At 40.6% G+C, this 5,359-nt stretch carries 3 protein-coding genes and 1 pseudogene; 3 read left to right on the top strand and 1 reads right to left on the bottom strand.

Annotated elements, in window-relative coordinates:
* Positions 1–332 precede the first annotated feature (332 nt).
* Complete coding sequence (locus tag AB4653_RS22260) at positions 333–1,436, bottom strand: hypothetical protein (RefSeq protein ID WP_009845981.1); 1,104 nt, start codon at positions 1,434–1,436, stop codon at positions 333–335.
* Between the two features lie 278 nt (positions 1,437–1,714).
* Between AB4653_RS22260 and AB4653_RS22255 the strand changes: the two genes are divergently transcribed.
* From AB4653_RS22255 to AB4653_RS22245, 3 genes and pseudogenes are all read left to right on the top strand, one after another.
* Positions 1,715–3,910, top strand: a complete 2,196-nt coding sequence (locus AB4653_RS22255) for an EAL domain-containing protein (protein ID WP_102257704.1) — start codon at positions 1,715–1,717, stop codon at positions 3,908–3,910.
* Between the two features lie 359 nt (positions 3,911–4,269).
* On the top strand, positions 4,270–4,974 hold the full coding sequence (locus AB4653_RS22250) for a response regulator transcription factor (RefSeq protein ID WP_009845984.1): 705 nt from the start codon (positions 4,270–4,272) through the stop codon (positions 4,972–4,974).
* Between the two features lie 36 nt (positions 4,975–5,010).
* Positions 5,011–5,359 (top strand): annotated as a pseudogene (locus AB4653_RS22245) (two-component sensor histidine kinase); the annotation flags it as partial.

The following is a 5,359-nucleotide window of genomic DNA, read 5'->3' as shown; positions in this document are numbered from 1 at the left end:
AACAACACACCATTCAAAATCAAATAAATTATTTTAAAACAATGCTTTAAATATCATTTAGATCACTAAATAAAATCATTAAAGATTTGAGGTATGATGGTTACGGGTCAAAAGTTTTGCTTAGGAAGAGCAAAAAATAAATCAGTAGGAATACGTGTAGACACTTTTTGGGGGGAAGTTAAAAGGTAGTATCAATGAGTCTTAATACTGAAATTTAAGATTAGGAAATCTGCACTCAACAAAGTAACGAATCAAGACATGAACAAAAAAAAGGCCGATAATGACAGAGCCATCACCAACCTTTGCGGAGTCGTTATTGTTACTTTCTTTGACTACTCAATACGAGTAATAAAACCGTACTTATCAGAGTCTGCTTTGGTCATCCAGTGTTCACCGGAAGCCGGGGCAGAATCTAAAGTGAAGATATAGAAGTCTATCCCTTTTTCTCCCATCACCTTTTTAAAATAGGTCGCTTGCTGACGATGACTCTCATTGGTGTATGGGAATTCTTTGGCCGTTTTATTCCCTTCAGCCCAACTATGCACACCCACCTGTTTATTCAGTTCAATGACCTTGGTAGTATCAGCGCGTTGCAATATGCGTGGGTTGCCAGCAGCAAATAGATCCGTACCACCCGAAAAAACCGAACCCGTTGGAGTCACAACCGTCGTCATCTTGTTGTTATTGATCATACGCCCGGTGTACATGTTGATTTCGTCATCAGCACTACCGCCAATATGGTTGGTAAACTTCAACGTCATCTCACTGCCTCGGTATAACTTCACGATATCAAAAAGCTGAGAATAGGTTGATGCGCCTAGAGTGGAAGTAATCCGTTCAACAGCGCCAGTCTCGTTGAGCACATCGCGGTAAAAAGCGTTGAAGGCAAACGATGTGGTAATGGTGACTTTATTACCATTTTTGGATTTACTCAGAATCGTCGAACCTAGGCTCGTCACGTATTGCGACAACTCGTTTTGGTATTCAAGATTAACGGAGACTTTTTTATCCTTCGTCATTGCTTTTATTGACGTAGTATCACTAGAAGTAAAGCGTTGTGCTGCATCACAATCAAATAGATCCAAGCCCTTGCTCTCTGTATAAATACCACAACTATCAAACCCAGCTTCAGGAAAGTACAGATCAACACTTTGACCTAAGCCATCCAAAAGCCTAATCACTTTTTGCTTATCACTAATGTCTTCAGCAAACTGAATTTTTTCATACAAAATACCATCGTAAGAGAGCTTCATAGCCTCTTCTTGGAGCTCTTGCCTCTCTTGATACAACTCACCAAGTTTAGCTGAAGAAAATACGTAGTCAGCCTTCGGTTCCTTTTGCGAAATGGTGGTTGATTGTCCCGTGTTTGAACTTGAATTACAGCCAGCCAAGAGAGCCAAAGGTAACGCTAGCAACGTATTTCGATAGTACTTCATACCATTATTCCCCAAAATTTTGATTGGAGAAATTCTATTGGTTAACAATTAAATTATCTGTCGTAACTATGTAATGGAATGTATTTCATCTATATCCTCGCCCCCCTTCCTTGCTAAAAACACTCACTTCAGAGTGCAAACCAACTCATAAGACCAGTTACACGAGCTTACATTCAGCCACTCTAAAATTATATATAATGCTAACAAATCATCAACAAGCCACATGGAAAGCCACTTCAGTAGTGTCAGGCAATTAAAAATATCAATAAAGGTAGACAATGAAGCGTTCACTATCTTGGACCATTATTTATCCAATCATAGGAATAGCACTTGCTTGTATTTTACTATTCTCTTTAATATCGACCGTTATCCTTGAAGATTTCGTTCAAAAAGTGTCGGTTGAAAATGCAAAGAACTACGTGACTACATTTCATAGTATTCGTAACTATTACTCATCAAATGTCATACAGAAAGTTGTTGATAGTCAAGAACTCGTGGCAACAGCCCAGCACCAATCCTTAGAGAACACTATTCCGGTTCCTGCTACCTTCTTAATCGAAATGCTTGATAAATCTGATAAAGATCTCACCATCACGACCTCGTTTACCAGCCCTTATCCTTTTAAAAACCGTCAAGGTAGGCTTTTTGACGAATTTCAACAACGGGCGTGGGTAGCGATTAACAAGAAACCAGATGAGTTCTACGTCGAGTTTGTACAAGAGCAAGACAGAACCCGAGTACGCGTCGCTCGGGCAGACCGCCTCAATGACCAAACTTGTGTAAACTGCCACAATAGCCACCCCGACTCGCCTAAACACGATTGGGAACTCAACGATGTACGAGGGATTCTCGAGGTAAATACAGTTGTAGATGAATGGCTAACATATGGAAAGATGATCAATCAATCTTTGATGTCTATTAGCATAATCAGCTTTATGACGGTGATGTTTATTAACTTTGCCATCGCTCGTCGAGTATCGACTCCGTTAAAAAACATCACTCGCTCTCTTAGTTTATTGGCACAAGGCAAAGAAGAAAGTGCGTCTTTACCACCAGCAAAATATTACGAGATAACAGAACTACAAAGTGCTTTTTCTAGCCTTTATGATAAAGAACAGCAACGCAGAGCATTAACAAAAGAAATCGAAACACTGGCTTACTATGATTCGCTCACTAAGTTGCCGAACCGTCTTGGGTTTTTGCGTTCGCTTGATGAGTTGCTTAATAAACACAAAGAAAAAAATGAACGCATCACCGTGTTAATCATTGATATTAAGCGTTTTAGAGATATCAACAATACACTCGGCTATAAAGCTGGGGACACAATCTTGCTTCATCTAGCCAACCGCTTATCCGCATGCGCAACCATGGTTGATTTTAACCTAGCTCGATTGGATGAAAATAAGTTCTGTATCGCAGTGCCTGCGAAAGAACACAATGGCGATCAAGGTTCTGATGCTTTTTTTGCTATGTTGATTGATGTGGTTTCAAATGAAATTATCATTGATGAGAACAAGATAAAACTAGTGGCTAACCTTGGTGCAACCTGCAGTTCAAATGGCGCACAAAGCAGTTCTGAAATGCTCATTCAAGCGAACATCGCTCTATATGTATCCAAGGAAAAAGGCGATGACATTACGGTTAAGCATCAACCTGAACTGTCAAATGCTGCGTTGCGACGTATAACGTTAATCAAAGAGATAAACAATGCGATTGAAAACAGAGAATTTATTCCTTATTACCAACCTCAATTTTGCTTAAAGACCAATCGTATCATTGGTGCCGAAGCGCTCATGCGTTGGAAAAAGCCAAATGGAGACCTCGTAAGGCCTGACCTTTTTATAGAACTGGCAGAGCAATCCCATTTAATCATTCCAATGGGGGCTCATATTTTCGAACAAGCTACCACTGATTGCCAACAGTGGCAGAATCATAAAGCGCTTGCAGGTGTAAAGGTTGCCGTTAATATTTCGAGCATTCAGTTTTCGGAACAGAACATTTTAGATCTGACACAACTAACCTTAGAAAAAACTGGCCTTTCTCCGAGTTTACTGGAATTAGAAGTAACAGAAAGTGCCATGTTGGGTGATGTGTCGAAGGTCGTGGCTGTATTGAATGACTTAAAGAAGTTAAACATTGAAATAGCGTTAGATGATTTCGGTACTGGTTATTCATCTCTTAGCTATTTGAAGCTACTCCCTATAGATCGACTGAAAATAGATCGAGAGTTTGTAAAGGACTTACTTAGCAACACCGATGACCAAGCTATCTTGAGCATGATTTGTAAGCTAGCAACCGAACTCTCACTCAATGTACTTGCTGAAGGCATTGAAGAAAAAGAGCAACTTGAATTTTTAGGCCGAGCAGGGTGTCACGAAGTACAAGGCTTCTATTTCGCAAAACCAATGCCACTAGACGATTTTGTTCTGTTTGCCAAAAATCATAACTCGGAACTCATAAATACGCATGCTTAGGTTCAAACCGTAGGCCTTAATTTTTGAGTTAAAATCCAATTAAGTTCCAACCAGCCATGAAACCTCTTTAAAAAGATGCTTCATGGCTGGCTCTTCTGTTATTAAACTAAAAACTCGACATTAGAGCTCTCATTTCCGGCCTTCTTCGCTAACAGACTAAAACACCACCTCTAACCTACTGAAAAACCCAAGCAAAAATTACAAATCGGCATTGAACTAGCATGGAAAGTGTTTAATCATTCACATCAGGAATTTCTTCGTGACGCATTTGTGATGAATATGCAACAGTAGGAGCTGCCAAAATTAAACGCACTCACGTAATTTCAATAAATTAAACGCACAACAAGGCTGATAACGGAATGACAAAACCTAAAATGATCATCGTTGAAGACGATTTAAAACTTCAGCAAATGCTAAAGGATTACTTTGTAGCACAAGACTTTGAGGTCACCGCGTTAGACGATGGCAGTGATGCTGTGCAAACCATCCTTGACGATCAACCTGATATCGTGTTGTTGGATTTAATGCTTCCTGTAACCGATGGGCTGACAATTTGCCGACAGACTCGTACGCTCTTTAAGGGTAAAATTTTAATGCTCACCGCCAGCGATGATGATTTTGATCACGTTGCAGGTTTAGAGACAGGTGCTGATGACTATGTCACCAAGCCAATCAAACCAAGAGTTCTACTGGCAAGGGTCCGCTCGCTATTACGCCGTCAAGAAACCAATACACCTCTGGTTGATGATTCAAGTAGCCTTCAGTTTGGTCAACTTACGCTGAAAAACACCTATAAAAAGTGCGAGCTTTCAGATGTAGTTTTATCACTGACAGACAGTGAATTTGACCTACTTTGGCTGTTAGCATCCAACCCTGATACCCCGCTGTCACGTGATTACTTAACTCAAACGCTGCGTGGGATCGAGTACGACGGGATCGACCGGACGATTGACAACAAAGTAGTACGTTTGCGAAAAATACTTGGTGACGACAAAGCACCAGCAGAGAAAATTCAAACCATTCGCGGAAAAGGTTACTTATTTGTTTCGACCGCATGGCATTAACCGCGCTCAGTACGGGCGCAATGAAAGAGAGCGATTATGCGACGTATCTATTTGGAGTCCCTACTAGGGCTGTTAACTTGCTTTATTGTTGGTCTTCTCGCCTACGAAATTTGTGTCTATCAGCTCAATACCGACTATGAATATATATTGCAAGATTACGAAGCAACGGCCCACCAACAGCTCCTAGAAAACATAGCGAATAATCAGGGCCTCGAAGCCGCTCATCAAGCCATAAATCAGTTTGTTGACACCTCCCGCTATACCCTCGTCACATTCAAATCGAATGATGAAGTACCGACTCCAGTTTCTGAGTTCTTTACTGCTAACCCCAACGTATTTATTTTTCACGACGACTATCGGGAGTTATGGTTTCGCTTAGCTAACA

It is taken from the genome of Vibrio sp. 10N.222.48.A3, assembly GCF_041475345.1.
GTDB lineage: Bacteria > Pseudomonadota > Gammaproteobacteria > Enterobacterales > Vibrionaceae > Vibrio > Vibrio tasmaniensis_A.
Note: the sequence above shows the minus strand (reverse complement) of the source record. Positions and strands in the feature narration are given on the sequence as shown.

Bases quoted from the DNA above. Each gene is read 5' to 3' on its own strand.
- AB4653_RS22260 (WP_009845981.1), bottom strand. From the start codon at position 1,436: ATGAAGTACTATCGAAATACGTTGCTAGCGTTACCTTTGGCTCTCTTG.
- AB4653_RS22255 (WP_102257704.1), top strand. From the start codon at position 1,715: ATGAAGCGTTCACTATCTTGGACCATTATTTATCCAATCATAGGAATA.
- AB4653_RS22250 (WP_009845984.1), top strand. From the start codon at position 4,270: ATGACAAAACCTAAAATGATCATCGTTGAAGACGATTTAAAACTTCAG.